This window comes from Microbulbifer variabilis ATCC 700307 (assembly GCF_000380565.1).
Classification (GTDB): Bacteria; Pseudomonadota; Gammaproteobacteria; order Pseudomonadales; family Cellvibrionaceae; genus Microbulbifer; species Microbulbifer variabilis.
The window spans coordinates 1-25736 of record NZ_AQYJ01000019.1; the positions used below are offsets into that span (position 1 = coordinate 1).

Here is a 25736-nt window from a genome sequence, read left to right on the forward strand (position 1 = left end):
ATGGCAAAAGAAAAGTTTGAACGTTCCAAGCCCCACGTGAACGTGGGCACCATCGGTCACGTTGACCACGGTAAAACCACCCTGACCGCTGCTCTGACCCGCGTATGTGCGGAAGTATGGGGCGGTGACGCTGTAGCTTTCGACGGTATCGACAATGCACCGGAAGAGCGTGAGCGCGGTATCACCATCGCTACCTCTCACGTTGAGTACGAGTCCCCGACTCGCCACTACGCGCACGTAGACTGCCCGGGACACGCCGACTACGTTAAGAACATGATCACCGGTGCTGCTCAGATGGACGGCGCTATCCTGGTATGTTCCGCAGCTGACGGCCCCATGCCGCAGACTCGTGAGCACATCCTGCTTTCCCGTCAGGTAGGTGTACCTTACATCGTTGTGTTCCTGAACAAAGCGGACATGGTAGACGACGAAGAGCTGCTCGAGCTGGTAGAGATGGAAGTTCGCGAACTTCTGGACCAGTACGAGTTCCCGGGTGACGACACTCCGATCATCGTTGGTTCTGCTCTGATGGCCCTGAACGGCGAAGACGACAACGAAATGGGTACCACCGCTGTTAAGAAGCTGGTTGAAACCCTGGACGAGTACATTCCTGAGCCGGAGCGCGCTGTAGACCTGCCGTTCCTGATGCCGATCGAAGACGTATTCTCCATCTCCGGCCGTGGTACCGTGGTAACCGGTCGTGTAGAGCGCGGTGTAATCCACACTGGCGACGAGATCGAAATCGTTGGTATCAAAGAGACCACCACTACCACCTGTACTGGTGTTGAGATGTTCCGCAAGCTGCTCGACGAAGGTCGTGCAGGTGAGAACATCGGCGCGCTGCTGCGCGGCACCAAGCGTGACGAAGTGGAGCGTGGTCAGGTACTGGCTAAGCCTGGTTCTATCACTCCGCACACCAAGTTCGAAGCGGAAGTGTACGTACTGTCCAAGGACGAAGGTGGTCGTCACACCCCGTTCTTTAAAGGCTACCGTCCTCAGTTCTACTTCCGTACTACCGACGTAACTGGTGCGGTAGAGCTGCCGGAAGGTACTGAAATGGTAATGCCGGGCGACAACATTCAAATGGTTGTTACCCTGATCGCTCCGATCGCCATGGAAGACGGCCTGCGTTTCGCTATTCGCGAAGGTGGTCGTACCGTAGGTGCGGGCGTTGTTGCTAAGATCATCGAGTAATCGTTACTCGTGATCTGAAAAAGCCGCGGCGGAAACGCTGCGGCTTTTTTTATGCCCGGAATAGAGATTTGGAGTTAAGGGTTGGCGACATAATTGAAAGCACCCTTAATTACGGTTGGCCAGCGGCCTGGTTGGTCGGGTGGTAATTTACGGCCAATCCTTGCTCAGGTCGGCTGTGTGGCTGCTGATAAAGAGCTTGGTGAATTGTGGTCCGTCCATTTCCACAAGTTCTTCGTGGTCACCGGCCTCGAAATAAATGGTCTCCTGGTGGCTGAGGCTGCTGTCCAGCAGGGTGGTGATGCCATACGCCTGGCCAATTGGGGGGAGGGCGCCCAATTCACAATCCGGGAAGATTGAGCCGAGTTCATTCTCCGCAACCATTTCCAGGCCGTTACGACCGGTTTCCATATGTACGGCACGCATATCCAGGCTGCTACTGGCGGGTATCACCACCATTACATAGCCGTCATTGTCCTGCAGCATAATCGCCTTGGCTACCTGGTCCTCTCTGACATGGGCTGCGTGTGCGCTTTCGCGGCTGGTTCGTGTGTGTGGGTGTTGAACCAGGTGGTAGTCGACCGACTGGTCATTGAGGTATTGACTCAATTTTGCGGCAATAGTCATTTCTGTACCCTCGTTCCACTTTAGGTACTTCATTGTAGTTTGCGCAGATTGAAATTTGCGCAGGCTGTACAGTTGACAGCCTCCCGCGCTCCCCGTAGAATTCGCGCTCCTTTTCGCCCGCCCTCGGGGCTGCGGAAGAGGACGTTCTTTAGTTCATAAGTTGGAGTTTGATTCCATGCAGGGTCAACGTATCCGTATTCGCCTGAAGGCCTTCGATCACAAGCTGATCGACGCGTCCACTCAGGAGATCGTAGAGACGGCTAAGCGCACTGGCGCACAAGTTCGCGGTCCTATCCCGCTGCCGACTCGCAAAGAGAAGTACACCGTACTGATTTCTCCGCACGTTAATAAAGACGCTCGCGACCAGTACGAAATCCGTACTCACAAGCGTTTGCTGGACATCGTTGAGCCTACCGAGAAAACCGTCGACGCGCTGATGAAGCTCGATCTGGCGGCCGGTGTTGAGGTCCAAATTAGTCTCGGCTAACACTTTTACTAACTACCGAATCCCGGGCGAAAACGGTCCGGGTAGTGTAACGCTCTGAAACTGGGCGGCCGCAGTGGGTTAAAGCCCCGTGCACTGAGAGGTTAATAAAGATGACTATAGGTATTGTCGGCCGCAAGAGCGGCATGACTCGCATCTTCACTGAAGATGGCGTATCCATTCCGGTAACCGTTGTTGAGGTTGCTCCGAATCGCGTCACCCAGGTGAAAACTCAGGAAACTGATGGCTATACCGCTGTTCAAGTAGCAGTGGGTAACCGCAAAGCTTCCCGTGTCTCCAAGCCCGAAGCGGGCCACTTCGCCAAAGCCAATGTAGAGGCTGGCACTAATCTTTTCGAACTGCGCACTGACGGTTCTGAAGAGACTTTCGAAATCGGTTCTGAAATCACTGTCTCCAGCTTCGAAGCTGGCCAGATGATCGACGTAACCGGCACTTCCAAAGGTAAAGGCTTCCAGGGCGGCGTTAAGCGTTGGAATTTCCGCACCCAGGACGCAACCCACGGTAACTCCCTGTCTCACCGCGCACCCGGTTCTATCGGTCAGTGTCAGACTCCTGGCCGCGTATGGAAAGGCAAGAAGATGGCTGGCCATATGGGTGCTGAGCGCGTAACCGTGCAAAACCTGGAAGTGGTTCGTGTCGATGCCGAACGCAACCTGCTGTTGGTTAAAGGCGCTGTTCCCGGTGCACCCGGTGGCAATGTTATCGTTCGTCCGGCAGTTAAAGCCTAAGTCTGAGGGGAAATAGATATGGAACTGAATATCGCTACTCCCGAAGGCGCTAAAGGCACAGTAGCTGTCTCTGAAGTGACTTTCGGGCGTGAGTTCAACCAAGATCTGGTGCACCAGGCAGTAGTGGCCTATATGGCCGGCGCTCGTCAGGGTACCAAGGCGCAGAAGAATCGTTCCGACGTTTCTGGTGGTGGCAAGAAGCCATGGCGCCAAAAAGGTACTGGCCGTGCACGTGCCGGTACTATCCGCAGCCCGCTGTGGCGTTCCGGTGGCGTAACTTTCGCCGCTGATCCGCGCGATCACAGCGTTAAGCTGAACAAGAAAATGTACCGCGCTGCACTGCGTTGCATTCTGTCTGAGCTGGCTCGTCAGGAGCGCCTGGTAGTGGTTGAGTCCTTCGACGTGGATGCACCCAAGACCAAGCAGCTGGTAAGCAAACTGGCTCAATTTGACCTGTCCGACGCGCTGATCGTGACTGAAGAGGTTAGCGAAAACCTCTACCTGGCCGCTCGCAACTTGCACAAGATCGACGTCCGCGATGTACAGGCGATCGATCCCGTAAGCCTGATTCGCTTTGATAAGGTCGTGGTTACCGTTTCTGCGCTCAAGAAAATTGAAGAGGTGCTGGGATGAACCAAGAGCGACTCTACAAAGTACTGCTGGGCCCGGTAATTTCCGAAAAAGCTGCTGTGCTGGCCGATAGTGCCAACCAGGTGGTTTTCAAGGTTTCCACCGATGCTGAGAAAGCAGAAATCAAGGCTGCGGTAGAGAAACTGTTTAACGTTTCCGTTGAGCAGGTTCGCACCGTGAACGTAAAAGGTAAAACCAAGCGCACTCGCCACGGCATGGGCCGTCGCAGCGACTGGAAAAAAGCCTACGTTCGCCTGGCTGAAGGCAGCGACATCAACTTTGAAGCTGCTGAGTAAAGGGGACTGTTACAATGGCAATTGTAAAAACAAAACCGACCTCCGCCGGCCGTCGTCACCTGGTTAAGGTTGTTAACCCCGACCTGCACAAAGGTGCTCCTTACGCTCCTCTGCTGGAGAGTAAAAGCAAAAGCGGTGGCCGTAACAACAATGGTCGTATTACCACTCGCCACATCGGCGGTGGTCACAAGCAGCACTACCGCGTTATCGACTTCAAGCGCAACAAAGACGGTATTCCGGCTAAAGTTGAGCGCCTGGAGTACGATCCCAATCGCAGCGCGCACATCGCTCTGGTGTGTTATGCAGATGGTGAGCGTCGTTACATCATTGCACCGAAAGGCCTGAAGGCTGGTGCCACCATTCAGTCCGGCGATGCCGCACCGATTGCTGTGGGTAACACTCTGCCTCTGCGCAACGTTCCGGTAGGTTCTGTAATTCACGGCATTGAGCTGAAGCCTGGTAAAGGCGCTCAGTTAGCCCGCTCTGCAGGTGCCTCTGTACAGCTGGTAGCTCGTGAAGGCCAGTACGCGACTATTCGTCTGCGTTCCGGCGAAATGCGTAAGGTTCTCGCTGAGTGCCGCGCAACCCTGGGTGAAGTGAGCAACTCCGAGCACAGCCTGCGCAAGCTGGGTAAAGCCGGTGCTGCACGCTGGCGTGGTGTTCGTCCTACCGTTCGCGGTGTGGCGATGAACCCGGTAGATCACCCGCACGGTGGTGGTGAAGGTCGTACCTCCGGTGGCCGTCACCCTGTTACTCCGTGGGGCGTTCCGACCAAGGGTAAGAAAACGCGCAAGAACAAGCGCACCGATAAGATGATAGTACGTCGTCGCGGCAAGTAAGCCGCGCGATGTCTGAGCAGCTAGAGAGGAATCGACAGTGCCACGCTCATTAAAGAAAGGTCCCTTTATTGATCTGCATTTGATCAAGAAGGTGGAGGCGGCGATTGAAGCAAACGATCGTCGACCGATTAAAACCTGGTCCCGCCGTTCCATGATTATGCCGGAAATGGTTGGACTGACGATTGCCGTACACAACGGTCGTCAACACGTGCCCGTTTTGGTTAACGAAGAAATGGTTGGCCACAAACTGGGCGAGTTCGCTGCTACCCGCACTTACCGCGGTCATGCTGCGGACAAGAAAGCGAAGAAGCGCTAAGCCGAGGTTAAAAAGATGGAAGTAGCAGCAAAATTACGCGGCGCACGTCTATCGGCGCAAAAGGCGCGACTGGTAGCTGATCAGGTTCGCGGCAAAGGCGTTGAAGAAGCCCTGGATATTCTTGCATTTAGCAATAAAAAGGGTGCGGCGATTGTCAAGAAAGTACTGGAATCGGCCATTGCCAACGCTGAGCACAACGAAGGTGCTGACGTTGACGAGCTGAAAGTTTCCACAATTTTTGTGGACGAAGGTATGACCATGAAGCGCATTAAACCGCGTGCGAAAGGTCGTGCAGATCGCATTCTTAAGCGTACTTGTCACATCACTGTGAAAGTGGCCGAGAAATAAGAGAGCAGGCGAGAAAACCATGGGACAAAAAGTACATCCTACCGGCATTCGTCTGGGTATCGTTAAAAAGCATACCTCTGTTTGGTATGCCGGCAGCGACGAGTACGCAGACAAGCTGTACACGGATCTGAAAGTTCGCGAATACATTCGCAAAAAACTGGCCCACGCTTCCGTGAGCCGTATCGAGATCGAACGTCCGGCAAACACTGCACGTGTGACTATTCACACTGCACGCCCCGGTATCGTAATCGGTAAAAAAGGTGAAGACGTAGAACGTCTGCGCAACGAAGTAAGCGCGCAGATGGGCGTACCTGTGCACATCGATATCGAAGAAGTGCGCAAGCCTGATATGGACGCGGCTCTGGTTGGCCAGAACGTTGCCCAGCAGCTGGAACGCCGTGTTATGTTCCGTCGCGCTATGAAGCGTGCGGTACAGAACGCTATGCGTCAGGGTGCCGAAGGTATCAAGATTCAGGTGAGTGGTCGTCTCGGTGGTGCGGAAATCGCACGTACCGAATGGTACCGCGAAGGTCGTGTGCCCCTGCACACCCTGCGCGCTAACATCGACTACGCCACTGCTGAAGCGATGACAACCTACGGCATCATCGGTATCAAGGTGTGGATCTTTAAAGGCGAAGTTATCGGTGACGAAGTTCCCGATGAGAAGCCGGCTAAGACCCGCAAGAAAGCTGCTAAATAAGGGGTACGCAGATGCTGCAACCAAAGCGTACAAAATTCCGCAAGGTACAGAAGGGTCGCAACCGCGGTCTTTCTCAGCGCGGCTCTAAAGTGAGCTTTGGCGAGTTTGGTCTTAAGGCTATCGGTCGCGGTCGCATTACTGCGCGCCAGATCGAAGCAGCTCGTCGCGCAATGACTCGTCACGTTAAGCGTGGCGGTAAAATCTGGATTCGCGTGTTTCCGGACAAGCCAATTACCAACAAGCCCCTCGAAGTTCGTATGGGTAAAGGTAAAGGTGGCGTTGAATACTGGGTGGCTCAGATCCAGCCGGGCAAAGTTCTCTATGAAATGGAGGGCGTGTCCGAAGAGCTGGCTCGTGAGGCTTTCGCACTTGCTGCGGCCAAGCTGCCTGTAAAGACAACTTTCGTTAAGCGTTCGGTGATGTAATGAAGACTGCAGATCTACGCGAAAAGTCAGTTGAAGAGCTGAACCAGGAACTGCTGAACCAGCTCGAAGCTCAATTTAAGCTTCGTATGCAAAAATCCACCGGTCAGCTGGCACAGACTCATCTGCTGAAGCAGACTCGTCGCGACATTGCTCGCATTAAGACTGTGTTGACCGAGAAGGCAGGTAACTAATCATGGCTGAAGCAAAACTGAAGCGTACTCTGACCGGTAAGGTCGTGAGTGACAAGATGGATAAAACCATCACCGTTTTGATCGAGCGCCGTGTTAAGCACCCGATCTACGGCAAAATTGTGAGCAAGTCCACAAAGCTTAAGGCTCATGACGAGAACAATGATTGCAGCATCGGTGATGTTGTAACCATCGAGGAATCTCGTCCGCTGTCCAAGAGCAAATCCTGGGCCTTGCAGAAAATTGTAGAGCGTGCGGCGAAGGTATAACCCCTAGCGCATTGACTGCCGAATTGAAAGGTTTCGGAGAGAGACAATGATTCAAGCGGAATCCTACTTAGAAGTAGCTGACAACAGTGGGGCTCGCCGCGTCATGTGCATCAAGGTGCTGGGCGGCTCCCATCGTCGTTATGCCGGCGTGGGCGACATTATTAAGGTAACCGTTAAGGAAGCCATTCCCCGCGGTAAAGTAAAGAAAGGTCAGGTAATGAACGCTGTTGTGGTTCGCACCAAAAAAGGTGTACGCCGTAACGACGGATCCCTGATTAAGTTTGACGATAACGCAGCGGTACTGCTGAACCAGCAATTGGCGCCGGTTGGCACCCGTATTTTTGGTCCGGTAACTCGCGAACTGCGCGGTGAGAAGTTCATGAAGATCATCTCGCTCGCCCCCGAAGTTATCTAAGCCTCGAGCGGAGAAGAGTTATGCGCAAGATCAAGCGTGACGATGAAGTGATCGTTATCGCCGGTCGCGACAAAGGCAAGCGTGGTTCAGTACGTAAAGTACTGAACGACGGTCGCCTGATTGTTTCCGGCATACAGATGATCAAGAAACACCAAAAGCCAAATCCCCAGCTGGGCGTTGCTGGCGGCATCGTTGAAAAAGAAGCTGCGATCCAAGCTTCCAACGTAGCCATCTTCAACCCCAACACCCAGAAGGCTGACCGGGTGGGCTTTAAAGTACTGGAAGACGGCACTAAGATTCGCGTCTTCAAATCCAGCGGCGAAGCCATCTAAGGCTCTTGACGCAAAAGCAGGTTGGTAGATCATGGCAAAGCTTAAAGAGCTCTACACTAAGGACCTCGTGGCCAAGCTAAAAGAAGAGCTTGGTCTCGAGAATGTGATGGCAGTGCCGCGCATCACCAAGATCACCATCAACATGGGTGTTGGTGAAGCGATTGGTGATAAGAAGGTGCTGGAGCACGCTGTTAATGATATGACAGCAATTACTGGTCAAAAGCCCATCGTTACTAAAGCGCGCAAATCTATTGCGGGCTTTAAGATTCGTGACGGTTGGCCGATCGGCTGCAAGGTAACTCTGCGCGGTGAGCGCATGTATGAGTTCCTGGAGCGTTTGGTTGACATCGCGATTCCGCGTATCCGTGACTTCCGTGGCATTAGCCCGAAGCAGTTTGACGGCCGCGGTAACTTCTCTATGGGCGTGACCGAGCAAATCATCTTCCCGGAAATTGACTACGACAAAGTAGACAAGCTCCGCGGTCTGGATATTTGTATTACCACTACAGCTGCAAACGACGATCAAGGTCGCGCGCTGCTGAAAGCGTTCAACTTCCCTTTCAAGGGTTAAGAGGATTCCATGGCGAAGAAATCCATGATTGCGCGCGAAAACAAGCGCGCTCGAACCGCAGCTAAGTACGCCGAGAAGCGTCAAGAGCTGAAGGCGATCATCGCCAGTTCCACTGCTTCCGAAGAGGAGCAGTGGGAGGCTCAACTCAAGCTGCAGAAAATGCCGCGCGATGCAAGCCCGGTACGTCAGCAACGCCGCTGTCGTATTACTGGTCGCCCCCACGCTGTATACCGCAAGTTCGGCCTGTGCCGTAACAAGCTTCGTGAAGCTGCGATGCGTGGTGATGTTCCTGGCCTCGTGAAGTCCAGCTGGTAATTACCAGCTGGTTTAAGGCAGATTTGAGGAGTCTCATAAGATGAGTATGCAAGATCCGTTGGCAGATATGCTGACTCGCATCCGCAATGCCCTGGCGCGCGGAAAGGCGGAAGTCACCCTGCCATCATCAAAATTGAAAGTGGCTGTAGCCAAAGTCCTGAAAGACGAAGGTTACGTTACTGACTTGAATGTAAGCGAGGGCGCTAAGCCTGAACTGACTATCGCTCTGAAATACTTCCAGGGCAAGCCGGTTATCGCTGAACTGGACCGCGTTTCCCGTCCGGGTCTGCGCTCTTACACTGGTAAGAAAACTCTGCCTACCGTACGTGGTGGTCTGGGTATCGCGATCGTTTCCACCTCTAAAGGTGTAATGACCGATCGCGCTGCTCGCCAGGCCGGTATCGGTGGCGAAGTGCTCTGCACCGTATTCTAAGCGGGGGGTCATAATGTCTCGAGTAGCAAATAGTCCGGTAGTTATCCCCGCAGGTGTTACCGTTGACCTGAAAGGTCAGAACATCGCTGTTAAGGGCGGTAGCGGTAACTTGGATATGGTTATTCACGGTGAAGTAGAAGTGAGCCAGGCAGACAGCCAGCTGACTTTTGCCGCGCGCAATAGCTCCAAGCAAGCCAGGGCCTTGGCGGGTACTACCCGTGCACTGGTTAATAACATGGTGATAGGCGTAAGCGCTGGCTTCGAGAAGAAGCTGCAGTTGCTGGGTGTTGGTTATCGTGCGAAAGCCGCCGGTAAAACGGTTAACCTGACCCTGGGCTTCTCCCATCCGATCGATTATCAGTTGCCGGAAGGTGTGACTGCGGAAACTCCCTCCCAGACTGAAATCGTACTGAAGAGCAGCAATAAGCAGCTGCTGGGCCAAGTGGCCGCTGAGATCCGTGCGTTCCGTCCGCCGGAGCCCTACAAAGGTAAGGGTGTCCGTTATGCCGATGAGCGCGTGTATCGCAAAGAGGCCAAGAAGAAGTAAATAGGGCATAGATATGAACGTTAAGAAAGCATCTCGCTTGCGTCGTGCACGTCGTGCCCGCGCCAAGATCAGTGAGCTGGGCGCCGTTCGCCTTACCGTGAACCGCACTCCACGTCACATTTACGCACAGATCCTGTCTGCCGAAGGCAATACGGTATTGGCTTCCGCCTCTACCCTGGACAAGGACCTGCGCGCTGGTAAAACCGGTAACGTCGACGCTGCTACCGCGGTTGGCAAGCTGATCGCTGAGCGTGCAAAAGCCGCCGGCGTTGAAGCAGTTGCCTTTGATCGCAGTGGCTTTAAGTACCACGGCCGTGTTAAGGCTCTGGCTGACGCTGCCCGCGAAGCCGGTCTGAAATTCTAAGGGTTGAGTTATGGCTAGAGAGAAAGACAAAAGCAACGACGAAGGCCTGCAGGAGAAGCTGGTCCAGGTCAACCGCGTTGCCAAGACTGTTAAAGGTGGTCGTATCTTCGCCTTTACCGCACTGACTGTCGTTGGTGACGGCAATGGCCGTGTCGGTTTCGGTCGCGGTAAGGCGCGTGAAGTGCCTGTAGCGATTCAGAAGGCGATGGAAGCTGCGCGCCGCAACATGGTCCAGGTAGAACTGAATGGCGATACCATCCAGTACGCTACCAATGGTCGCCATGGTGGTTCCAAGGTTTACATGCAGCCCGCTTCCCAGGGTACCGGTGTAATTGCCGGTGGTGCTATGCGCTCCGTACTGGAAATGGCTGGTGTACACAACGTATTGGCCAAGTGCTACGGTTCCACCAATCCGGTGAACGTAGTGCGCGCAACCTTCAAAGCTCTGGAGCAAATGCAGAGCCCTGAAGATGTTGCTGCCAAGCGCGGTAAATCAGTCGAAGAGATTCTGGGCTAATCACAGTCCAGATTTAAGGTTATTGGTGGGTTAAGACCATGGCTAAGAAGACCATTAAAGTCACCCAGACCAAAAGTATCAACGGACGCCTGAAAAGCCATCAGGCGTGCGTTGCGGGTCTGGGCCTGCGCCGCATCGGCCACACAGTGGAAGTGGAAGATACTCCTTCCGTGCGCGGCATGATCAACAAAGTAAACTACCTGGTTAAGGTTGAGGGGGAATAACATGCGTTTGAATGACTTATCTCCCGCACAAGGCCACAAGCACAGCGCAAAGCGCGTTGGTCGCGGAATAGGTAGTGGGTTGGGTAAGACCGGTGGCCGTGGCCACAAAGGTCAAAAAGCACGTTCCGGCGGTAGTGTTCGTCCAGGCTTCGAAGGCGGTCAGATGCCTTTGCAGAAGCGTCTGCCTAAGTACGGTTTCACCGCTCGTGTTTCTCGCTTCACCGCGGAAGTACGTCTGGCTGAGCTGGCCAAGGTAGAAAGTGACGTAATCGATTTGGCAGCGCTGAAGAATGCCGATATTATCGGCAGCCATATTAAACGCGCCAAAGTGTTCCTCTCAGGTGAACTGACTAAAGCAGTTACCGTAAAGGGTCTGGGAGTGACCAAAGGTGCAAAGGCGGCTATCGAAGCTGCTGGCGGTAAAATAGAAGACTAATCGAGGCGCCAATGGCACGACCAGGATCCGGTGGAAATCCCCTGGGCAACAGCAAGGGATTGGGCGAGCTTTGGGCTCGCCTTCGTTTTCTGTTTCTAGCGATTCTTGTTTATCGACTGGGGACGCATATTCCGGTGCCCGGTATTGATCCGGAAAAGCTGTCAAACCTGTTTAACCAGAACCAGGGGACCATCCTTGGCCTGTTTAACATGTTCTCTGGCGGCGCCCTGGAAAGGATGAGTATTCTGGCGCTGGGCATCATGCCCTACATCTCCGCGTCCATCATCATGCAGTTGATGAGCGCGGTGACTCCCTCTCTGGAAGCGTTGAAGAAGGAAGGGGAGGCCGGAAGGCGCAAGATCAACCAATATACTCGCTACCTCACGGTAGTGCTGGCCCTGATTCAGGGTATTGGTATGACTTTCGGGCTTGCTGGACAGAATCTGGCTTACTCATCTGAGCCTGCGTTTGGTTTTTACTTTGTGGCGGTAACGTCACTGGTGACCGGTGCCGTATTTATGATGTGGCTCGGTGAGCAGATCACCGAGCGCGGTGTTGGCAATGGCATTTCCATGCTGATTTTCGCCGGTATCGTCGCCGGTTTGCCCGGTGCCATCGGTCAGGCGTTTGAACAGGCACGGCAGGGTGAGCTGCATATCCTTATGCTGCTGATCATCGGCGTAATTGCTCTTGCGGTGGTGTTCTTTGTGGTAGTGATGGAGCGCGGTCAGCGTCGAATCACAATTAACCACGCCCGACGCCAGGCTGGTCGCTATTCTGCCGCACCGGCTGCGCAGGCGAGCCACCTGCCCCTGAAGGTGAATATGGCCGGTGTTATTCCGGTGATCTTCGCCAGTAGTATCCTGCTGTTCCCGGCTACGCTGGCGCAGTGGTTTGGTCAGGGCGGGGAAGGTGTTGGTGCTCAGATTCTGCAGTGGATGGCATTGCAGCTGGGGCCAGGGCAGCCGCTGAACATTATTTTGTTCGCACTGCTGATCGGTTTCTTCTGTTTCTTCTACACGGCGTTGATGTTCAACCCGAATGAAGTAGCAGATAACCTGAAAAAGTCCGGTGCTTATGTGCCAGGTATTCGCCCTGGTGAGCAGACAGCCCGCTATATCGATAGCGTGTTGACCCGACTCACCCTGGTAGGTGCCGTGTATATCGCGCTGGTATCCCTGCTGCCGCAGTTCCTGGTAGTTGGGTTTAACGTTCCCTTCTATCTGGGGGGTACCTCACTACTGATCGTTGTAGTCGTAGTGATGGACTTTATGGCGCAGGTACAGTCGCATCTGCTGTCACACCAGTACGAAGGCTTGATGAAAAAAGCGAACCTGCAAAGCTACGGTCGTCGCTAGTGCGTCACCTGCTCGCAGTTTGATTGAATTGAGGTAAGGTCATGAAAGTACGCGCTTCTGTAAAAAAGATCTGCCGTAACTGCAAAATCGTACGTCGCAAAGGCGTTCTGCGGGTAATCTGCAGCGCTGAGCCACGTCACAAGCAGCGTCAAGGCTAAAAAGGGGCCAGCCCCTTCGGGGTGCGTCCATTGGGCGCCCCCGTAAAAGCTGGAAGAATTCGCTGATCGCTACAGCCCCGTATCGATTGGCAACACCTCAAAATTTTTGGGGTGGGGAGGAGGTGGTAAAGCCTTCTTCCAATTGGGGGCGTTGACTGTCGTCCGCAGCCGTTTCGGGAGGCCGAAACGGTCGTGGGCTATTGCAAATTAGTGTCTGAAAAGCTATTCTTGCGCGCCTTTTTGGTGGCGCCGCCGGTTTTTTAGTCGCTGTCAGCGCCGAAATCAAAGTAGAGCCACATACTTATTTATAGCAGTGGCTCCAATACGTGGAGTACGCCTCTATGGCACGTATTGCTGGTGTCAATGTACCAGACCACAAGCACGCCGTGATCTCCCTGACCCACATTTACGGGGTAGGTCTCACTAAGTCAAAGTCTATTTTGGCAGCGGTTGGTATCGCTGAATCCACCAAAATCCGCGACCTGTCTGAAGAGCAGATCGAAACCATCCGCGGTGAAGTTGCAAAACTCACTGTAGAGGGCGACCTGCGCCGTGAAGTATCCATGAACATCAAACGATTGATGGACCTGGGATGCTACCGCGGTTTGCGTCACCGCCGCAGCCTTCCGCTGCGTGGTCAGCGCACCAAAACCAATGCTCGCACCCGTAAGGGTCCGCGCAAGCCGATTCGCAAGTAAGCCTGATTAAGGCGCGATATCGCGGTTTAACAAGCCCCTTCCCGGTAGTGAACCGAGGGGATTTGATACAGGATTTAGGATACTGGTATGGCTAAGCCAAAAACTACTGTTCGCAAAAAGGTCAAAAAGACCGTTGTTGACGGTATTGCCCACATCCACGCATCGTTTAACAATACGATCGTGACGATCACTGATCGCCAGGGTAATACCCTCAGCTGGGCCACCGCAGGTGGATCCGGCTTCCGTGGCTCAAGAAAGAGCACCCCGTTTGCAGCCCAGGTTGCCGCTGAGCGCGCAGGTACTGCAGCTCAGGAGTACGGCCTGAAAAACCTCGACGTAGAAGTAAAGGGCCCTGGCCCCGGTCGCGAATCCGCTGTTCGCGCACTGAACAACTGCGGCTACAAGATCACCAACATCACCGACGTGACGCCAATCCCGCATAACGGTTGTCGTCCGCCCAAGAAACGTCGCGTGTAAGAGGGGGCTGATAAAATGGCACGTTATATTGGACCAAAATGTAAACTGTCCCGTCGTGAAGGGACTGACCTGCAGCTGAAGAGCGGCGTTCGTCCGCATGACTCTAAGTGTCGCGCAGAATCCAAGCCCGGCCAGCATGGTGCTGGCCGTGGTCGTCTGTCCGATTACGGTATTCAGCTGCGCGAGAAGCAAAAGGTTCGCCGTATCTATGGCGTACTGGAAAAGCAGTTCCGTAACTACTATAAGGAAGCGGCGCGCCTGAAAGGTGCAACTGGTGAGAACCTGCTGCAACTTCTGGAAAAACGCCTGGACAACGTGGTTTACCGCATGGGCTTCGGCTCAACGCGCTCTGAAGCGCGTCAGCTGGTTTCCCACAAGGCGATTCTGGTAAACGGCACAACTGTTAACATTCCTTCTTACCAAATTAAGGAAGGTGATGTAGTTGCTGTACGTGAAAAAGCTAAGAAGCAGCTGCGTATCCAGAATTCCGTTTCCCTCGCTGCCCAGCGTGGCGATGTCGAGTGGGTAGACGTAAACGCGAGCAAACTGGAAGGCACTTTCAAGCGCACTCCAGATCGTGTCGATCTGCCGGCAGAGATCAACGAAAACCTTATCGTGGAACTGTACTCCAAGTAACAATTAGTCCACTTTAAGGAATGCAACTGTAAACAGGTATGGCTATGCAGACTGCTGTCAACGAGTTTTTGACACCGCGTCGTATTGACGTCACCGAGTACAATCCGAATCACGCCAAGGTGATTTTGGAGCCCCTGGAGCGTGGCTTTGGCCACACTCTTGGCAATGCGCTGCGTCGCATCCTGCTGTCCTCCATGCCGGGCTGCGCCGTCACCGAAGTCGAAATCGACGGTGTCGAGCACGAGTACAGCGCGATTGAGGGTGTGCAGGAAGATGTTATTGAAATCCTGCTCAACCTGAAAGAAATCGCGGTTGTTATGCACGGCAAGGATCAGGCGGTATTGAGCCTGAGCAAGAAGGGCCCAGGTGCAGTGACTGCTGGAGATATCCAGGTAGATCACGATATCGAGATTGTGAATCCTGAGCACGTGATCGCCAATATCACTGGTGATGTGGAACTCAACCTGCGTCTCACCGTAGCGCGCGGTCGTGGCTATCAGCCAGCGGACGCTCGTCGTGACGAGGAAGAGGAAAGCCGCGCGATTGGCCGTCTGCAGCTGGATGCTTCATACAGCCCGGTACGTCGTGTTTCCTACAGTGTGGAAAGCGCGCGTGTAGAGCAGCGCACTGACCTGGACAAGCTGGTTCTGGACCTGGAGACCAATGGTACCCTGGACCCGGAAGAGGCAATTCGCCGCGCCGCTACGATTCTGCAGCAGCAGCTTGCAGTTTTTGTAGACCTGGAAGGTGAAAAGGATGCGCAACCGAAAGCTGAAGAGCCCGAAGTTGACCCGGTACTGCTGCGCCCAGTAGACGACCTGGAGCTGACCGTACGTTCGGCCAACTGTCTGAAAGCAGAAAACATTTACTACATCGGTGATCTGATCCAGCGCACCGAAGTTGAGCTGCTGAAGACGCCGAACCTTGGTAAGAAGTCTCTGACAGAAATCAAGGACGTACTCGCTTCCCGTGGTTTATCCCTGGGTATGCGCCTGGAAAACTGGCCGCCGGCCAGCTTGAAAGGCGACAGCAAGTTAAGCCCCCTGTAAGCATTTGGTAGTCGCGGCGGTGCCGCGACTAGTAGAAAGAACCCGAGCGGTGCCACAGCTTAGCGCGACACCGCTCCAGAACGACCTGCTGTGACAGCAACTTAGGTCGTAAGGAATTGAGTCATGCGTCATCGCTATAGTGGCCGTAAATTCAGCCGCACGAGCGCTCACCGCAAGGCCATGTTCAAGAACATGAGCGCCTCTCTGGTGGAGCACGAACTGATCAAAACCACACTGGCCAAAGCCAAAGAACTGCGCCGCGTTGCCGAGCCGCTGATCACTCTGGCTAAGAAAGACAGTGTTGCCAACCGCCGTCTGGCTTTCGCTCGTATCCGTGACAAGGATGCTGTGCGCAAGTTGTTCGACGAGTTGGGTCCTCGTTACGAAGCCCGTCCTGGTGGATATATTCGTATCCTGAAGTGTGGGTTCCGCGCTGGTGACAAAGCACCAATGGCTTATGTTGAGCTGGTAGATCGTCCTCAGGTTGAAGACGAAGCTGCGGAAGCGTAAGCTTGCCAACTAGCCATAGTGCTACGGAAGGCCGGTCATAGACCGGCCTTTTTTATGCGTTTAGAAGGGTTTGTATGTCTTTTGAACAATTACTGAGTAACTTGAACCCCCACATTGTAGCGAGCCTGAGGCGTGCTATTGAGTTGGGTAAATGGCCTAATGGTGTTGTTATTACCCCAGAGCAGCGTAGGCTTTGTGGAGAGGCTGTAGCCAACTGGGAGGCACGGAACCTGCCTAAGGAGCAGCAGGTAGGCTATGTAACTCCGAAGGCCTCAGAAGAACCTTGTGCGGGCAAAAAGGATGATGAGCAGCCATTGAACTGGGTTTAATATCGCACAGATTGAGATCATGGTTTTTGTTTTCAGCAGGCTTTAGAGATATTGGCGCAAATATCTACATCTGGGACGCCCTTTCCATTCATCACTTCAGCTTTCTCTGCTTATATAGTTACCGACATAGAAATACAAAATTTCCAATTTGCTCGGTAACTGATTATGAAAAAACTGATATTGCTTGCCGGCGCAGTAACTCTAGCAGTTGTTGGCATTGATCACTACGATATTGACGTGCAGGCCGGTGTTGCCAAAGTTCGGCAATTTATAACTCCTTTAACCGAAAATAGTGAGTTAGCGAAGGATATTGCTGAGCGTATACCGTGGTCACAGCTGGAAAATGCGGAAGTGGAGGAGTTATTGGACCACCCCCGTGTGAAAGCTTACCTGGACCAGGAAAAGGCGAAGAAGGCTTTGCAGAACTATTTTGCAAATCTTGGAAACCTATCCAGTGAGGAGGCCTGGGATACGATAGAACAAGTGGAAAGTGAAAAGCGAGTTACCGGTTACGAGGCGCTGTCCTTAAAGCTCGCCTGGCTGGAAAAAAATAGTATCAACGAAGCTGAGTTCAAGCAGCGCGCGGAAGAGCTGTTTAATATCTACCGTGAGCAGGCCCAATCAGTTATTAGTCACTATGATCCCCATACAGAGGTGCCTGGCTTCTCAACATATAAAGATCTTGAAAGGTCTATTGTTGAAGAAGTGCAGCAAATGACCTCCTTCCCAGATGGAATGAGCAAACATGAGTACCTTCGTAAACGCCTGCAAGAAGCACGGGAAACTGTTTACGGCTCCTAATTAGATAGCAGTGCCGCTAGTAATAAACTAACAGCACTGCTTTCTTTCAGGCTTTACCTACATGAACAGGCCGATCAGGTCGTAAAACCAATTACTATTGTTTTCAAAGTCTGAAACTTTATCCGTTTCGTAGGCGCGAATCATACCCCCACCGTTATGGTTCACAATGTTGTTGAGAAAATCTTTTAACTCCAGTCCATGTTCTGCAATCTCACCATAGTGCAAGTCGATAATGGTAGTGCAATGGCTCTCGTTAAGATTACGGAACATCGGGAAGTAGTAGCCCCAATTACTGGTTTGGTCCAAGAGAGGGATTAGATTCTCATGGGTGTCCTTTTGCCAGCGTTGGCGCAGTTTATTTAAGCGAGAGTTGGCATCTGGATCATTGTAAATATCTTCGTAGAAGCGCTCATAGGAGTATGAAGAAAAATTACCGTCAGCCAGGAAGTGCGTGATACCAAGGCGATCTGTGGGAAATTTATTTGATAATGCACTGTATATCGAAGCCAGCTGATTGCTATCAAACCCAGGAGTAAAGGATTTTATCGCATTAATTGGGTTCTCTTCATTGGGGTCCCCGTCAGTTGTGTAAGTGGTCCAGGAGTGAAGAACTTCGTTATGTAACGGTAACGATGGGTACTCGGTGCTGTTATCACTATCTAAAGGTGCTTTATAAAGCGGGCCGGAGTCATCAATTAAATAACCATAGTCGACATCCATATCCTCGCGAAGTTTTGTATAATTTAACAGAGCCCCTACACTTCCAGCGCTGCATCCAGCAGTCAGCATTTGTTTAGGCTTCTGTAAATTATTTTTTACCCACGAAGTGACAGCCTGGACATTACGTAATCCATTGTGGTGCCAAATTAAATCTGGATTTTGACCGCTGGAATCTTCATAAATCTCTGTTTTATCGCCAACATAAATATCACCGGTACAATAGGGAACATATACTAAATTCCATTCACCAGTCTTGTATTGGTTATAGGGATGGTGGGTGTAGATTAAGGGGGATACGCCGGCAGTCGTCAGGTTATCTAGATTACTGAAATCTAATAAATTTATGTTGCTGAGATAGTCGTCAGGAATGCCATTGGGGTTACGTGCCCCGCGAATGCCCGCCTGCCCTGAACAGCTCTCATAATCCCAGCATGCACCGCCACCCTCAAAATAGAAAACGGTGTTGCTGGTATCGGGCACTCGGTATACGAAGAATTTATAGGGGGAGCCGTTGCCGCACATGGCGCCTGTGTTGGCAGGAACGTCGATTTTTTGCCAGGTGTTGAAATCGCTGGGATCGAAGTCATCGTTAAAGCTGGGATCATCTATTGTTAATGGATACATCCCTTGGGCCTGCTCGGTAGTTACAGGAGCATTAGCACTGGGTGGATTAAATAAATGTTTTAAAGTTGTCCAAAAATTGTAATCTCCGGGCTCTGCTTGAGCATAGGAGGTGATTAGAAATGAGCTGGCAATCAGTGCCGTAATAAAACCACGGAGAATTCTTATCATTATTAATCCCCTTGAGGTAGTTGATATATTCTCTCTGGACCAGGTCGAATTGGGGGCGCTAAGTATAGAGGTCGGTTGTGGCCTCTACTCCTGCAAGTCAATTAGAACACTCGTCCAAATCGCTGCTTCGGTAAAACCCAAAGAGGTTAGTTAATATTGATCTTCTGGTCTAGCAGGAGCCGTATAAAAACTTATTGGTCATTAAGGACTGCTTGGTCCAGGCGGATTTATTGAAGATATTTTATTAATGTTTGAAATTTTTTGATTTTGGGTAAGATGTGTTTCTATTGAAACCGGTGATGCTAGAAGTGACAAGCTTTGGTTTTCAAAATAAAGAGGTATGTAAGGAGTGAGAATATTGTTTGCTCTATGCTCTTAGTTCGGAATTCTAAATAAGAAAAAATACTTTCAGAGAGTAAGTAAATCCCTGGTTTCTGTAGCAATCTCCCTTTGTAGTTTTTCCAAACTTTTCTGCTTTTCGCGTAGAATTATTCTCGCGTTTTCCAAGGTAATTACCTGAAAACTAATTTTATCTAATGCGTTTAGTTGACCCAATCTGTGGAGGTCTGCCCGGATGACATGGGCCAGCCGGGGATAACCACCGATAGTTTGTCCCTCTATAAAAGAAATGATGGGTTCACCATTCTCGGGAATTTGGATGCTCCCCGGATATAGACCGGACGAGATCATTTTCCCTGAAGTTTCAGTAAGAGCTTCACGACTAGGATTAATTGAGGGAGATAGGCGTATCCCCATACGGTTACTCTGAGCGGATACCTGAAAAGAGGTCCCGCTGAACTTTTCCATGATTTCCTGGCTAAAACTACCAGCTTCCGGGCCATGTACCACCCTTATTAGGGGGCGTAATTTATAATTGGGTTGAAGTTCACGTTTTAGTTTTGCAGGCCTAGCTGTCCAAGTATCTACGAAGCCAATTCTATCACCATTTTCAATGGCTCTATCATGATGTCCGCCAAAACCACTGATTAAATGGGTTGCAGTACTGCCTAAAATCATAGGGGTCGATATCTTTGCAGAAATACCTATATAAGCACGCATACCGCTGATAAGTTTAGAAAAATTCAGAATATCTCCACGTTTTACCTGGATAACCCTGTAATACTCAATGGCCCTGTTATTTAAAGATGTTTTGAATTGCGCTCCGGTAATGGCTATTGAGACATCACAAGTGAACTCAATAAGGGGACCGGTCAAGGTAATTTCCAGCACAGGGTTATTTAATGGGTTGCCCAGTAACATGTTTGCGAGTTTCATAGAGAGAGGATCTGCGGCCCCCCCAATGGGAATGCCATAGTGCATTAGGCCGGGACGGCCATAGTCCTGGATGCTAGTTTGTAACCCTGCCCGGATAAAGTGCATGCTCATGGATAGCTTTCCTTAGAGTATTTACACTGTACTTGCGGTGCTATGTCATTAAATTCTGACTCACTGATAGAGTAGAATTCGATGGTATCCAAGGGCTGGGCAATAAAGGGGGATGTATTGTAAGGCTGGAAGAGTTTGATAGGCGTTTGCCCAATAATTTGCCAACCACCTGGTGTGGCCTGTGGGTAGATCCCAGTCTGGCCGCCACCGATACCAACGGCACCTGCGGGAATGTGTAAGCGCGGCGCTTCTTTTCGCGGGCAATGTAGCTTGGGGTCCAGTCCACCCAAATATAAAAAACCGGGAGAAAAACCCAGCATATGCACTAAATAAACGGAAGTGCTATGTAGCTCAATAATTTCTTCAGGTGTTAGGCCTGTGTATTCGCTCACAGTAAGCATGTCTGGGGCAAAAGAATTTTCATAGCATACTGGAATGCGGATTACGCAGGGTTCTCTTTCCAGGAAGTGGGAGTTCGTGGCCTTTAAGAATTTTTTGGTCAGAGTTTTCACTTCCCGTGAAAGCGATTCGTCAAGATATAAAAGTGGATCAAAAGTAATAGTCAGGCACTGGTAAGCGGGAATCAGATCGATAACTTTTAGGTCGTCCTGCTTGAGAATGTACTGTCGCAATCCAATTATATATCGACTAAGGAGTTCACTGGGTTCAGCTGAAAAGCGAATATCCAGCGCGCAATCCCCATTTGCAATGATGTCAAACTCGAGTTTTAGGAAACGCGGCTTTTCTTGGGTAGATATCACGAGCCGATACTCAGCCCATGATGGTGTAGATGGTTGATCAGCCTCTGTGCAATATTAACCGCCTGGGGGTTGTCCCCATGTAAACATATTGTATCGACAGAAAATTTAAGGGGTGTGCCATGATAACTTGCAAATTTCTTTCCCTTAGCTAGCGCAACAGCCCGCTCAAGGCATAAATCTACGTTACTCAGTACGGAACCTGGCAGGGAGCGAGGCGCCAGTTTATCTGGAGTTAAATATTGCCGATCCATAAAGCCCTCTCGATAAAATATGCGGCCTTTCTCCTTGGCTATAACTTCCATTGCGCCATTGGCTAAGCCGATAATTTTCAGAGAGGGATATTCTTCATTGAGTAAGGAGGTAATTTTTCGTGCTAGCACTATATCTGCTTCTGCATCGTTATATAGAGCTCCGTGCAGTTTAATATGATCGAGATGCGCTCCTACTTCCTGAGTAAGGCCTTGCAATAGTTCAAGTTGCTCGTATAAAGAGTCGAGCAACTGATTGATGGAAATTTTTATTGATTTGCGCCCAAAATTTTCCCTATCAGGGTAGCTGGGGTGTGCGCCAACTTGTAACTGGTGTTTTCTTGCATTGATAACGGAGAGGCGCATTATCTCTAGGCTTCCCGCGTGCGCGCCACAGGCGATATTACAGCGGGAGATAAAGGGCATAAGTTGAGCATCCTTTTCACAGCTGGCTAGATCAACACCTTCACCTAGATCGCAGTTGATATCAATATGCACAATGCTTGCCTCTGAAGTCTTAATTGGCGCCGCTTAAACAAATAGGTGCTGTTTTTTTATTTTTTATTATGGGGGCAATGTTTTACTTCAGAGGAAATTTGAACTCCCTTTGATTCGTAACAATCACCCAAGGGTGAGCAAAAGCATGCTTCAACTTCAATATGGTTTCGAAGCATGTCGAGCTTTTCCCAGAGCGGGTCACTTGCCACTGTTCTTTGCAACGTTAAGAATTTTATAGATGCCTGAGCAGGAATGATGGCTTGTTCCAATATCACCGTGTTCAAACCGCTCTGGTTGGCAAGAATACTATCACCTTCTTTTTTAAGTTCACTTATAGCTTCATATAATTTCTTTTTTTCCTTGGCGCAGCAGCCGTCTAGAAAAGTATCTAAGTCAGGGTAGGTTTTATTTTGGTATGTGAACTCTAGGTTCTTTAGGATGGCAGGCCCTGCGCCGGCATTATGCAATGCGAAAATTATAGTTGCTTTTTGAGTTGATCCGTCAAAGTTGCCTTGGTCAAATTTAACGACTGGCATCGTCATTACTCTGACCTGTTTATTAGCTGCTTTAGCTTGAAGATAAGTGGCGTAAAAAGAGGCTATAGAAATAAAGATGGCGCTTAGTGCAATTATTAAGTTGAGCCTTTCCTTATTAAGATATTTCATAATTATGTGCCTACAAGTCAGTCAGAACTGGAGTGCGCTCTGTTTGTTTTCTATAGTGGAAAATCGGCGCCATTTGCTAATAAATATGTTAGCTGTTTTGGTGGTTTTTTACTTTACAGCAAATAATGGCGTGTATAGGTGTTAATCTGTTGAGCAATGATCTACCTCTGCAGACATTTTTAGAGAATTTGATTGATAACAATTTTCAAGTGGAGAGCAAAAATAGGAAGACACAGTAATGTTCCATCTTTCTTTGTTGAGTTTTTCCCATAGCTCAGCGGTTTCCTCTCCACGAGAGACTGCAAGAAGCGTGTATTTGTCCTGTGCTGGAATTATAAATTCCCTTCTCTCTCCAGACCATATGGATCCATTCTTGGAGAGAGAATAGGAGGAATTAGATTTAGCCTCTCTAATTTTCTGTCGCACTATCCTGAATTCTTCTTTGCAGCAGGCCTGTAGAAGCTCAAAGTAATTAGGATAGCTATTGCCACTATAATGGTATTCAATGGATTTCAGGATGCCGGTTTTTAGACTGGCACCCTATCTTACTTAACTAACTAAGCATCGGTTTCAGAAAACGTCCGGTATGGGAAACTTTTATTTCAGCAACTTCCTCAGGTGTCCCAGCAGCGATGATCTGCCCACCGCCTGAACCGCCCTCGGGGCCCAGGTCTACGATCCAGTCTGCAGTTTTGATAACGTCTAAATTGTGTTCTATTACAACTATCGTATTACCATGGTCGCGCAGGCGGTGCAGAACATCCAATAACAGTTGGATATCGGCAAAGTGTAGGCCGGTTGTGGGCTCGTCGAGGATATATAAGGTTTGCCCTGTATCTCGCTTGGAGAGTTCGCGGGATAGTTTCACTCGCTGGGCTTCACCGCCGGAGAGCGTGGTGGCTGCCTGGCCGAGCTTGATATAGGAGAGGCCTACATCCATTAGGGTTTGTAATTTTTTGGCGATTACCGGCACGGGATCAAAAAACCCCCGAGCATCTTCTACTGTCATCTCCAGCACTTCGTGGATATTCTTGCCTTTGTAGTGTACTTCCAAGGTTTCACGGTTATAGCGTTTACCATGGCAGGTATCACAGGGTACATAGATATCTGGTAAGAAATGCATTTCCACCTTGATCACGCCGTCACCCTGACAGGCCTCGCAGCGCCCGCCCTTAACATTAAAGCTGAAACGTCCAGGCTTATAGCCGCGTGAACGAGCTTCTTGGGTGCCGGCAAACAGATCGCGAATTGGAGTGAAGATGCCGGTGTAGGTAGCCGGATTGGACCTTGGGGTACGCCCGATGGGGCTTTGGTCTATATCCACGCACTTGTCGAAGTGTTCCAGCCCATGGACAGCCTTGTAAGGGGAGGCCTTTAGGGTGGTGGCCTTGTTGAGGGCAGTGGCAGCAAGCGGATACAAGGTGGTGTTAATTAACGTGGACTTGCCGGAGCCTGAAACACCCGTGATACAGGTAAATAGCCCAACGGGAATCTCTAAGTCAACATTCTGCAAGTTGTTACCGCTGGCTCCTTCGAGTCGCAGAACATAATCGGGGGCAGGGATGTAACGCTCTTCTGGTACGGCAATTTTCTTTTTACCTGACAGGTATTGGCCGGTTAGGGATTTCTTGCACCTGGCAATCTTATCAGCGGTGCCAGCCGCGACCACTTCGCCACCATGAACGCCGGCACCGGGGCCGATATCGACAATAAAATCGGCACTGCGAATGGCGTCTTCGTCGTGCTCAACAACGATTACGGTATTACCAATATCACGGAGGTGGGTAAGTGTATTCAGTAAGCGCTCATTATCCCTCTGGTGTAGACCGATGGAGGGCTCGTCGAGGATATACATTACGCCGACAAGGCCGGCACCGATCTGACTGGCGAGGCGGATCCGTTGTGCCTCACCGCCGGATAGGGTTTCTGCACTGCGGTTCAGAGTCAGGTAGTTCAGACCTACATCTACAAGGAAGCGAAAGCGGTCTCGCAGCTCTTTAAGAATCTTATCGGCGATCTCTTTCTGTGCGCCTTTGAAGGTCAGTTCGTGGTCGAAATAATCAAAGGCGTCGCCAACGGGTAACTCGGTAATCTGCGCCAGTGTACGGTTATCCACAAATACATGTCGAGCCTCACGGCGCAAACGGGTGCCGTGACACTCAGGGCACTTTTGTGTGCTCAAGTATTTAGCCAGCTCTTCGCGTACAGACTGGGATTCTGTATCCCTATAGCGGCGCTGGAAGTTGGGGATAATCCCCTCGAAGGTATGCTGGCGCACGGTGACATCACCGCGATCATTGACATAGCTGAAATCGATTTCCTCATCGCCACTACCCTGCAGGATAATTCTGCGATGGGTTTTACGAAGCTTTTTCCAGGGTTTGTCGAGGTCGAATCCGTAATGTTCGGCGAGGGAGTCGAGCATATGGTAGTAATAGATATTGCGTCGGTCCCAGCCGCGAATGGCGCCCTCGGAGATACTGCTTTCCTGGTCGAGAATCACCTTGTCTTCATCGAAGAACTGCTTGACTCCCAGGCCGTCACAGCTGGGACAAGCACCGGCAGGATTGTTAAAGGAGAACAGGCGTGGCTCCAGCTCATCCAGTGAGTAGTCACATACTGGACAGGCATGGCGGGCTGAAAAGAGGCGGTCTTCCTGGTCACCATCCATAAAGCTGATGGAAGCGATACCATCAGTGAGATTTAAAGCGGTCTCGAAGGATTCAGCCAGGCGCAATTGCAGGTCTTCACGTACCTTAAAGCGATCTACCACCACCTCAATGGTGTGCTTGCGGCGCTTATCCAGCTTGGGGGTATCGTCCAGGTCGCAGATAAGCCCATCGATACGTGCACGTACAAATCCGTCTCGACGCAGCTGCTCGAACACATGTTGATGCTCGCCTTTGCGATCGCGAACCACAGGTGCCAATAACATGATCTTGCTGCCTTCTGGCAGGGCTAATACCTGGTCCACCATCTGGCTAACAGTTTGGGCCTGGAGTGGCTCATTGTGCTCCGGGCAGCGAGGCTCACCTACCCGGGCAAATAATAGCCTTAGATAGTCGTAAATTTCAGTGATGGTACCCACTGTAGAGCGCGGATTGTGGGAGGTGGACTTCTGCTCAATGGAGATGGCAGGAGACAGGCCCTCTACGGTATCCACGTCGGGCTTTTCCATCATCGATAGGAACTGACGCGCATAAGTGGAGAGAGACTCAACATAACGGCGCTGGCCCTCTGCGTAGAGAGTATCAAATGCCAGGGAGGATTTACCGGAACCAGACAGTCCGGTTATCACGATCAGCTTGTCGCGGGGAATGTCGAGATCGATATTCTTCAGGTTGTGGGTGCGCGCACCCCTTACATAAATCGTGTCCACGCTCTACCTATCTACTGATAATACTGGGCCGGACTTCGAACTTGTTACGCTCAGG

Annotated in this window: 38 protein-coding genes; 31 read left to right on the top strand and 7 right to left on the bottom strand. The window is 51.1% G+C overall.

Annotated elements, in window-relative coordinates; translation table 11 throughout:
• Positions 1-1194, top strand: a complete 1194-nt coding sequence (gene tuf / locus G367_RS0101830; protein WP_020411101.1) for an elongation factor Tu — start codon at positions 1-3, stop codon at positions 1192-1194.
• Positions 1195-1341: 147 nt separating this feature from the next.
• On the opposite strand, the gene G367_RS22885 is transcribed toward tuf, so the two are convergent.
• Positions 1342-1851, bottom strand: a complete 510-nt coding sequence (locus G367_RS22885; RefSeq protein ID WP_020411383.1) for an aminoacyl-tRNA deacylase — start codon at positions 1849-1851, stop codon at positions 1342-1344.
• Positions 1852-1993: 142 nt separating this feature from the next.
• On the opposite strand from G367_RS22885, the gene rpsJ reads away from it, so the two are divergent.
• The 30 genes from rpsJ to G367_RS24825 all read left to right on the top strand — a co-directional run bounded on the left by rpsJ (position 1994) and on the right by G367_RS24825 (position 17232).
• Complete coding sequence (rpsJ, locus tag G367_RS0101840) at positions 1994-2305, top strand: 30S ribosomal protein S10 (RefSeq protein ID WP_010133849.1); 312 nt, start codon at positions 1994-1996, stop codon at positions 2303-2305.
• A 110-nt stretch (positions 2306-2415) separates the two neighbouring features.
• A complete protein-coding gene (rplC, locus tag G367_RS0101845) occupies positions 2416-3051 on the top strand; it encodes a 50S ribosomal protein L3 (protein WP_020411384.1) in 636 nt (211 codons plus the stop codon).
• Positions 3052-3069: 18 nt separating this feature from the next.
• Positions 3070-3684 (top strand): 50S ribosomal protein L4, encoded by a 615-nt coding sequence (gene rplD, locus G367_RS0101850; protein WP_020411385.1) that lies wholly within the window; start codon positions 3070-3072, stop codon positions 3682-3684.
• Positions 3681-3977, top strand: coding sequence for a 50S ribosomal protein L23 (rplW, locus tag G367_RS0101855; RefSeq protein ID WP_020411386.1), 297 nt, complete (start codon positions 3681-3683; stop codon positions 3975-3977). Before rplD ends, rplW begins: the two co-directional genes overlap by 4 nt.
• A 14-nt stretch (positions 3978-3991) precedes the next feature.
• The gene (gene rplB, locus G367_RS0101860; RefSeq protein ID WP_020411387.1) at positions 3992-4816 is read left to right on the top strand and encodes a 50S ribosomal protein L2; all 825 of its coding nucleotides are present in this window, start codon (positions 3992-3994) and stop codon (positions 4814-4816) included.
• A 37-nt stretch (positions 4817-4853) separates the two neighbouring features.
• Positions 4854-5132 carry a 30S ribosomal protein S19 gene (rpsS, locus tag G367_RS0101865; RefSeq protein WP_020411388.1) on the top strand — a complete coding sequence of 93 codons (279 nt, stop codon included), beginning with the start codon at positions 4854-4856 and terminating at the stop codon, positions 5130-5132.
• Between the two features lie 15 nt (positions 5133-5147).
• Positions 5148-5480, top strand: coding sequence for a 50S ribosomal protein L22 (rplV, locus tag G367_RS0101870; RefSeq protein ID WP_020411389.1), 333 nt, complete (start codon positions 5148-5150; stop codon positions 5478-5480).
• A gap of 19 nt (positions 5481-5499) precedes the next feature.
• The gene (gene rpsC / locus G367_RS0101875) at positions 5500-6180 is read left to right on the top strand and encodes a 30S ribosomal protein S3 (RefSeq protein ID WP_020411390.1); all 681 of its coding nucleotides are present in this window, start codon (positions 5500-5502) and stop codon (positions 6178-6180) included.
• An 11-nt stretch (positions 6181-6191) separates the two neighbouring features.
• The gene (gene rplP, locus G367_RS0101880; protein ID WP_020411391.1) at positions 6192-6605 is read left to right on the top strand and encodes a 50S ribosomal protein L16; all 414 of its coding nucleotides are present in this window, start codon (positions 6192-6194) and stop codon (positions 6603-6605) included.
• Entirely contained in the window at positions 6605-6796 is a 192-nt protein-coding gene (rpmC, locus tag G367_RS0101885; protein ID WP_020411392.1) for a 50S ribosomal protein L29, read from the top strand. The genes rplP and rpmC overlap by 1 nt, the downstream gene beginning before the upstream one ends.
• 2 nt (positions 6797-6798) lie before the next feature.
• Complete coding sequence (gene rpsQ / locus G367_RS0101890) at positions 6799-7062, top strand: 30S ribosomal protein S17 (protein ID WP_020411393.1); 264 nt, start codon at positions 6799-6801, stop codon at positions 7060-7062.
• A gap of 46 nt (positions 7063-7108) precedes the next feature.
• On the top strand, positions 7109-7477 hold the full coding sequence (gene rplN / locus G367_RS0101895) for a 50S ribosomal protein L14 (protein WP_020411394.1): 369 nt from the start codon (positions 7109-7111) through the stop codon (positions 7475-7477).
• A gap of 20 nt (positions 7478-7497) precedes the next feature.
• Positions 7498-7809 (top strand): 50S ribosomal protein L24, encoded by a 312-nt coding sequence (rplX, locus tag G367_RS0101900; protein WP_020411395.1) that lies wholly within the window; start codon positions 7498-7500, stop codon positions 7807-7809.
• 31 nt (positions 7810-7840) lie between these two features.
• Positions 7841-8380 (top strand): 50S ribosomal protein L5, encoded by a 540-nt coding sequence (gene rplE, locus G367_RS0101905; RefSeq protein WP_020411396.1) that lies wholly within the window; start codon positions 7841-7843, stop codon positions 8378-8380.
• Positions 8381-8389: 9 nt separating this feature from the next.
• Positions 8390-8695, top strand: a complete 306-nt coding sequence (gene rpsN, locus G367_RS0101910; protein WP_020411397.1) for a 30S ribosomal protein S14 — start codon at positions 8390-8392, stop codon at positions 8693-8695.
• Positions 8696-8735: 40 nt separating this feature from the next.
• A complete protein-coding gene (gene rpsH, locus G367_RS0101915; protein ID WP_020411398.1) occupies positions 8736-9128 on the top strand; it encodes a 30S ribosomal protein S8 in 393 nt (130 codons plus the stop codon).
• Between the two features lie 13 nt (positions 9129-9141).
• A complete protein-coding gene (gene rplF / locus G367_RS0101920) occupies positions 9142-9675 on the top strand; it encodes a 50S ribosomal protein L6 (RefSeq protein ID WP_020411399.1) in 534 nt (177 codons plus the stop codon).
• A gap of 13 nt (positions 9676-9688) precedes the next feature.
• The gene (gene rplR, locus G367_RS0101925; protein ID WP_020411400.1) at positions 9689-10039 is read left to right on the top strand and encodes a 50S ribosomal protein L18; all 351 of its coding nucleotides are present in this window, start codon (positions 9689-9691) and stop codon (positions 10037-10039) included.
• 10 nt (positions 10040-10049) lie between these two features.
• Positions 10050-10556: a 30S ribosomal protein S5 gene (gene rpsE / locus G367_RS0101930; RefSeq protein WP_020411401.1), complete on the top strand. Its 507-nt coding sequence runs from the start codon at positions 10050-10052 to the stop codon at positions 10554-10556.
• Between the two features lie 38 nt (positions 10557-10594).
• On the top strand, positions 10595-10780 hold the full coding sequence (gene rpmD, locus G367_RS0101935) for a 50S ribosomal protein L30 (protein WP_020411402.1): 186 nt from the start codon (positions 10595-10597) through the stop codon (positions 10778-10780).
• Between the two features lies 1 nt (position 10781).
• Entirely contained in the window at positions 10782-11216 is a 435-nt protein-coding gene (gene rplO, locus G367_RS0101940; protein WP_020411403.1) for a 50S ribosomal protein L15, read from the top strand.
• A gap of 11 nt (positions 11217-11227) precedes the next feature.
• Positions 11228-12574, top strand: a complete 1347-nt coding sequence (secY, locus tag G367_RS0101945) for a preprotein translocase subunit SecY (protein ID WP_020411404.1) — start codon at positions 11228-11230, stop codon at positions 12572-12574.
• 41 nt (positions 12575-12615) lie between these two features.
• A complete protein-coding gene (rpmJ, locus tag G367_RS25535) occupies positions 12616-12732 on the top strand; it encodes a 50S ribosomal protein L36 (protein WP_010133825.1) in 117 nt (38 codons plus the stop codon).
• A 341-nt stretch (positions 12733-13073) separates the two neighbouring features.
• On the top strand, positions 13074-13430 hold the full coding sequence (rpsM, locus tag G367_RS0101950) for a 30S ribosomal protein S13 (protein WP_020411405.1): 357 nt from the start codon (positions 13074-13076) through the stop codon (positions 13428-13430).
• Positions 13431-13517: 87 nt separating this feature from the next.
• Entirely contained in the window at positions 13518-13907 is a 390-nt protein-coding gene (gene rpsK / locus G367_RS0101955; protein WP_020411406.1) for a 30S ribosomal protein S11, read from the top strand.
• A gap of 15 nt (positions 13908-13922) precedes the next feature.
• On the top strand, positions 13923-14543 hold the full coding sequence (gene rpsD, locus G367_RS0101960) for a 30S ribosomal protein S4 (protein ID WP_020411407.1): 621 nt from the start codon (positions 13923-13925) through the stop codon (positions 14541-14543).
• Positions 14544-14587: 44 nt separating this feature from the next.
• The gene (locus G367_RS0101965; RefSeq protein WP_026304886.1) at positions 14588-15592 is read left to right on the top strand and encodes a DNA-directed RNA polymerase subunit alpha; all 1005 of its coding nucleotides are present in this window, start codon (positions 14588-14590) and stop codon (positions 15590-15592) included.
• A 123-nt stretch (positions 15593-15715) separates the two neighbouring features.
• On the top strand, positions 15716-16102 hold the full coding sequence (gene rplQ, locus G367_RS0101970) for a 50S ribosomal protein L17 (RefSeq protein ID WP_020411409.1): 387 nt from the start codon (positions 15716-15718) through the stop codon (positions 16100-16102).
• Between the two features lie 74 nt (positions 16103-16176).
• A complete protein-coding gene (locus tag G367_RS0101975) occupies positions 16177-16431 on the top strand; it encodes a YeaC family protein (RefSeq protein ID WP_020411410.1) in 255 nt (84 codons plus the stop codon).
• 165 nt (positions 16432-16596) lie between these two features.
• On the top strand, positions 16597-17232 hold the full coding sequence (locus tag G367_RS24825; protein WP_020411411.1) for a hypothetical protein: 636 nt from the start codon (positions 16597-16599) through the stop codon (positions 17230-17232).
• Positions 17233-17289: 57 nt separating this feature from the next.
• On the opposite strand, the gene G367_RS0101985 is transcribed toward G367_RS24825, so the two are convergent.
• The 6 genes from G367_RS0101985 to uvrA form a co-directional block, all read right to left on the bottom strand.
• Positions 17290-18744, bottom strand: coding sequence for a pectin acetylesterase-family hydrolase (locus G367_RS0101985; RefSeq protein WP_020411412.1), 1455 nt, complete (start codon positions 18742-18744; stop codon positions 17290-17292).
• 408 nt (positions 18745-19152) lie between these two features.
• Positions 19153-20130: a 5-oxoprolinase subunit C family protein gene (locus G367_RS0101990; protein ID WP_020411413.1), complete on the bottom strand. Its 978-nt coding sequence runs from the start codon at positions 20128-20130 to the stop codon at positions 19153-19155.
• On the bottom strand, positions 20127-20891 hold the full coding sequence (gene pxpB, locus G367_RS22895; RefSeq protein WP_020411414.1) for a 5-oxoprolinase subunit PxpB: 765 nt from the start codon (positions 20889-20891) through the stop codon (positions 20127-20129). Before pxpB ends, G367_RS0101990 begins: the two co-directional genes overlap by 4 nt.
• On the bottom strand, positions 20888-21637 hold the full coding sequence (gene pxpA / locus G367_RS0102000) for a 5-oxoprolinase subunit PxpA (RefSeq protein ID WP_020411415.1): 750 nt from the start codon (positions 21635-21637) through the stop codon (positions 20888-20890). Before pxpA ends, pxpB begins: the two co-directional genes overlap by 4 nt.
• A 56-nt stretch (positions 21638-21693) precedes the next feature.
• Positions 21694-22302 (bottom strand): hypothetical protein, encoded by a 609-nt coding sequence (locus G367_RS0102005; RefSeq protein ID WP_020411416.1) that lies wholly within the window; start codon positions 22300-22302, stop codon positions 21694-21696.
• Between the two features lie 553 nt (positions 22303-22855).
• Positions 22856-25681, bottom strand: a complete 2826-nt coding sequence (gene uvrA / locus G367_RS0102010; RefSeq protein ID WP_020411417.1) for an excinuclease ABC subunit UvrA — start codon at positions 25679-25681, stop codon at positions 22856-22858.
• Between the last annotated feature and the right edge of the window lie 55 nt (positions 25682-25736).